Annotated in this window: 7 protein-coding genes; 5 read left to right on the forward strand and 2 right to left on the reverse strand. The window is 31.7% G+C overall.

Translation table 11 applies throughout. The features are described 5' to 3' along the window. The first annotated feature begins 46 nt into the window (after positions 1–46). The 3 genes from rsmD (at position 47) to ACIQ2X_RS14375 (ending at position 1,507) form a co-directional block, all read left to right on the forward strand. Entirely contained in the window at positions 47–628 is a 582-nt protein-coding gene (rsmD, locus tag ACIQ2X_RS14365) for a 16S rRNA (guanine(966)-N(2))-methyltransferase RsmD (protein WP_396179642.1), read from the forward strand. Positions 629–645: 17 nt separating this feature from the next. Continuing rightward, positions 646–1,101: a hypothetical protein gene (locus ACIQ2X_RS14370; RefSeq protein ID WP_396179636.1), complete on the forward strand. Its 456-nt coding sequence runs from the start codon at positions 646–648 to the stop codon at positions 1,099–1,101. Positions 1,102–1,174: 73 nt separating this feature from the next. Continuing rightward, on the forward strand, positions 1,175–1,507 hold the full coding sequence (locus tag ACIQ2X_RS14375; protein ID WP_396179637.1) for a helix-turn-helix domain-containing protein: 333 nt from the start codon (positions 1,175–1,177) through the stop codon (positions 1,505–1,507). Positions 1,508–1,550: 43 nt separating this feature from the next. Here the strand turns inward: ACIQ2X_RS14375 and ACIQ2X_RS14380 are convergent, their stop codons facing one another. Then, on the reverse strand, positions 1,551–2,546 hold the full coding sequence (locus ACIQ2X_RS14380) for an alpha/beta hydrolase (RefSeq protein ID WP_396179638.1): 996 nt from the start codon (positions 2,544–2,546) through the stop codon (positions 1,551–1,553). A 124-nt stretch (positions 2,547–2,670) separates the two neighbouring features. Here ACIQ2X_RS14380 and ACIQ2X_RS14385 point away from each other — a divergent pair, with 124 nt between their 5' ends. Then, positions 2,671–2,997 carry a hypothetical protein gene (locus tag ACIQ2X_RS14385; protein ID WP_396179639.1) on the forward strand — a complete coding sequence of 109 codons (327 nt, stop codon included), beginning with the start codon at positions 2,671–2,673 and terminating at the stop codon, positions 2,995–2,997. An 83-nt stretch (positions 2,998–3,080) separates the two neighbouring features. Here ACIQ2X_RS14385 and ACIQ2X_RS14390 read toward each other — a convergent pair whose 3' ends face one another. Then, positions 3,081–3,413, reverse strand: coding sequence for a helix-turn-helix domain-containing protein (locus tag ACIQ2X_RS14390; protein ID WP_396179640.1), 333 nt, complete (start codon positions 3,411–3,413; stop codon positions 3,081–3,083). 197 nt (positions 3,414–3,610) lie between these two features. Here ACIQ2X_RS14390 and ACIQ2X_RS14395 point away from each other — a divergent pair, with 197 nt between their 5' ends. Continuing rightward, positions 3,611–3,832, forward strand: a complete 222-nt coding sequence (locus ACIQ2X_RS14395) for a hypothetical protein (protein WP_396179641.1) — start codon at positions 3,611–3,613, stop codon at positions 3,830–3,832. Positions 3,833–3,949: the final 117 nt, after the last annotated feature.

Here is a 3,949-nt window from a genome sequence, read left to right on the forward strand (position 1 = left end):
ATTTTACAAAAGCCGACAATTTAAAGCATTTTATACTTTTTCAATCGTGAGAATCATATCCGGAAAATACAAAGGAAGACGCATTTCGCCACCCAAAAATTTACCTGTTCGTCCCACAACGGATATGAGTAAAGAAGCCTTGTTTAATGTTTTGAACAACCATTTTAACTTCAGCGGACTCAAAGTTTTGGATTTATTTGCTGGAACCGGAAACATCAGTTATGAGTTTGCTTCACGCGGTTGCGACAACGTAATTGCTGTAGATGGCGATTTTGGATGTATCAAATTCATCAAGCAAACCGCACAAGAATTTGATTTTACCATTACGGCAATCAAAAGCGATGTGATGGCTTTTTTGCAAAAAAACACGAGTTCGTATGACATTATTTTTGCCGATCCACCCTATGGTTTTGACCAAGAAACCTTTGAAAAAATTGTGAAAACCGTTTTTGAACGCGAATTATTAGAAGACGACGGGATGATGATTATCGAACATTCAAAATACACCAAAATGACGGAACTCGATAATTTTTCTTTTCAAAAAGGTTATGGCGGTTCGTTTTTTAGTTTTTTTGAGTTGAATCAAAATGACGAAGAAGTAGAGGGTTTGGAGGAAGAAGAGGGTTGATTTTTTACTATTTATTTATGAAAAAACTACTAATTATAATTGTTTTAATGCTTGTTTTAAGTTGTAATAAATCTGCTGAAAATTCCCTAGAAGTAAAGAATTTGTTAACCAAAATTTCAACACTCGAAGCACAAAATAAAATTCTAAAAGATTCATTACAAAGAAATGAAGAAGAGTTTTTATACTCTCAAATTCTACTTGGAATTTCCGACGATGCAGTTTTAAAAGTTGGAAAGAAAAATAATATTGTAATGTTATTTCAAACTTATGGTCGAAAATTACCAAAGTATGAAATTTATAGAATTGAAGATGGCAAAGAATTTAAAGTGGGCGAAAACGATGGGACAAGATTTAATTATGAATTTATACCCAAATCAATAAATGATAATAGTCCCGAATTTTCAATAAAAATTCCTTATAAAGGAAAAATTATTACAATTCCAGGAAAATTGATGCTTGAAGTGGAAAATTAAATTTCTCGCTAATTAACATCTTATCAGAGCAATAAGTATTCGTTTAAGCTACTTTGAACTTAAAAATAAAAATATGAGCACTAAAAATTCCAAATTAGAGATGTTTTCTTTTGATCAGATAAAAGATGAATTTATCGGAGAAATCGGAACTGAAAAAAGAACACTTTATGAACAAGAGCTTCAAATGGAGGTACTTGGGGATTTGATTAAGAAAGTACGGTTGGAAAGAAATATGACACAAGAAGAGCTTGGAAAACTTATCGGTGTTCAGAGAGCTCAAATTTCTAAACTTGAAAACAACACTACAAATGTAACGGTAGAGACCGTACTACGTGTTTTTAGTGCGTTAAAAGCCAAGGTCAATTTTAATGTTGAATTACTAAATAATTCGGTTAAAATCGCTTAACAAAACGGAATCTTTCTGCTATTTATATTTTAGCGTTCGCATTTCATTTCGTCAACCAATCCATCCAATCTCCTGCTACTTTATCCCAATTGTATTCCTCTTCAATAATTTCGCCATGTTCGTTTTTTGGAAAATAATTGTGTTCTAGACCTACGTAACTTTTAAAAGTAATATTTCTTTTGTGTTGCTGAATGGCTTCAATTTGAAATAAATCATTATACGCCACACTCCAATCTTCGGTTCCGTACGTAATTAAAACGGGAATTTTCAACTGCATCAGATTGTCCCGTTGCGGAAGCGAAAAACTATAAGTTGCTTTGAAAGTGTCACCACCGTCGTATTGAATTTGGGTCGGATTGGCAACGATATTCTTCCAATGCTCGACCACTTTTTGGCCTTGTGGCAAACTTTCGGTTTCTTGAGACCGACTTTGTTCTAAAATGCTTGTAATTCTTCCGTAGGGATTTCCTCCAGAATAAATGAGATGTGTGATTTTTTTATTCAAAGACGCCATTTTTACCGCAACCGTACTTCCTTCTGAATGTCCGGCGACTAAAAGTTGGTTGGTTTTGACCCATCGCTCTTTAAATAATTGTTTCAAAATCGAATTATTTCTAAACACATAATAGTCCAAATAATTTCTATCAATGTAGCCTTTGGGTGGAATTTCGTGCTCTTTGTCTTTGAAAAACATGTAGTTTTTACCCAATTTATTGACGTTTGAAATAATCGGAACAAATGGTTTGCCAATAATTACAATATGAAATTCATCCAAAAAAGGAGTTTCGTCGAAAGGCAAAGTTCCGTACAAACCCGTTTCATCGTACTTCACGACCGGTTGTGGCAAACTTCCTTGACAAAAAAGAAATAAAGGCTTTGCTATTTTTTCTTCGCCTGGTTTTGAAATCACAATAATATTCACTGGGTCGTCCAAATATTTCATTTTGATGTGTCGGTACCCAAAATCTTCTGGAATTTTTTGAGCGAATGCAAAGGTTTTGGACAGTAAAAACATAGTAATGTAAATTATGTGATTCATCGTTTTGATTTGATTACAAATGTGGGTTTAAATACGCATTGCGAACGTTAATCGTAGGTTAATGCTGGGTTAATGTGTAATTTATGTGAGAAAAGATGTATTTTTGAAGAGTATTTATAAACTTATGCGACAAAAAATAAACGTATTGATTATTATTTCTTCGGCAGTTTTGGTCGGGTTGATTGTGATGCAATATTTCTTGGTCAAAACCGCTTACGAATATAAAGTAGAGCAATTTCGGCTGGAAGTGAAAGAGAAAATTGCCAAAATCACCAACGATTATAGTGATATTGATTCAACTTTATTTGTCAAAAAAGATTTGTACTATAAGCAAGTTGCTGTGGATTATTTATTGAATCCCGATCGAAAAGAACGCATCAAGCAATCGATTTTGCAAAACAGTTTTAAAAAAGAACTGACGCTAAAATTGCAAAGAGCGTTTCAAAAATAGATTCCGGATTTAGGAATTTAAGAGTAAACATAAAAAACTGATTTTTTCGCAAGAATATTTTTAATAGTGCTACAAAATCTAAATCAAATATCGAACCTTGTTCTAATAACAGCTATAAGTTTTTCTACTGTTTCTTTATCTGGCATAACTAAAACAACACTATTGTTCAAGGATTTATCTTTACTTACCTGCTTGTTAATATTAATTTCAATTTTTGGAATACTTTGATCAAACAAATCTTTTATTTCTACATGAAATATTTGTGCTAATTTTGGTATGTGCTCAGATTTGATATCATTGGTTTGATTCTCCCAATTAGCATAAGTATTTTTATCTACCCCTACTAAATCTGCAACGTCTTGTTGACTTAATTTAGTTTTTGATCTTAATCTTTTTATATTTGTTCCTACACCCATTTTATTTTTTTACAAAAATAATAAAAACCCAAAAATATAGGTATGATTTACCCAACTTTTTTAACAATTAATTTAAAAACGATATTAAATTTGCAAATGTCATTTTAACATTTTATATGAAAAAAATAAAGTGCACGTTATTTTTACATTGCAAATGAAAAATGATTACTCATTTATTAACAATTTATTATTTCATTATGAAAAAAGTATTTTTATTTGCATTTTTGTTATGTACAATCGTAGCTTCTGCTGCAAGAGTTGTGCGTTTTGTTGGTACATGTGGGTTATCCACAACAAGGTCTTTTCCAGATGGTACAACTGATGCACAAGTTGCAAATGCATACAGAGCTTGGAATTCAAATAATTGCAACGAATATGTTGCAAATGTTAGAATAGTGAAAATCATCGCAGACAATTAAAAAATTCAGGCTATCAGTTCATTAATTTGAAAGATAGCCTGTATTATAACCATTAAAGAGAAAAAATGAAAAAATACTTTACGATTTTCTGTACACTTATGTACTTGGCAAATGTTA

The sequence above is a fragment of the Flavobacterium sp. genome (assembly GCF_044368625.1).
Lineage (GTDB): Bacteria > Bacteroidota > Bacteroidia > Flavobacteriales > Flavobacteriaceae > Flavobacterium.